1 pseudogene is annotated in these 454 nt (G+C 32.4%); it reads right to left on the bottom strand.

Annotated elements, in window-relative coordinates:
- Window positions 1–454 (bottom strand): annotated as a pseudogene (locus LS72_RS11170) (hypothetical protein); the annotation flags it as partial.

Raw genomic sequence — 454 nt, forward strand, 5'->3', positions numbered from 1 at the left:
GAGGGTTTGAATATTTGCACTATCTACATGTATGCCATTCCCAAAACCCTCTATCGTCCCCTTATTCTCAAAGTTCTCTATCGTAGCTTTACTACCTACATAAACACCTGGTCCATTACCTTTATGATTAATTATTCCTTGATTAATAAAAGTTCCTAAGGCTGTATTGTTTTCAATCGCAACACCACTACCACCATTATTTGTTTTTTCTATAGTTCCAGTATTAGTAAAAGTTTGTATTTTAGTGTTTTGTAAGGCTATGGTATTACCATTCTTATTAGAGATTGTCCCACTATTACCAAAATTAGTAAGAGTAGAAATCCCTATCTGAATACCTTTCTCTCCTTTAATAGTCCCACTATTACTAAAATCTGTAAGAGTAGAATTATTAATATATACATTCACTGCATTACCAACAGCTTCTATGGTTCCAGTATTTTTAAAAGTTCCTAAA

This window comes from Helicobacter apodemus, assembly GCF_000765745.2.
GTDB classification, from domain to species: Bacteria; Campylobacterota; Campylobacteria; order Campylobacterales; family Helicobacteraceae; genus Helicobacter_D; species Helicobacter_D apodemus.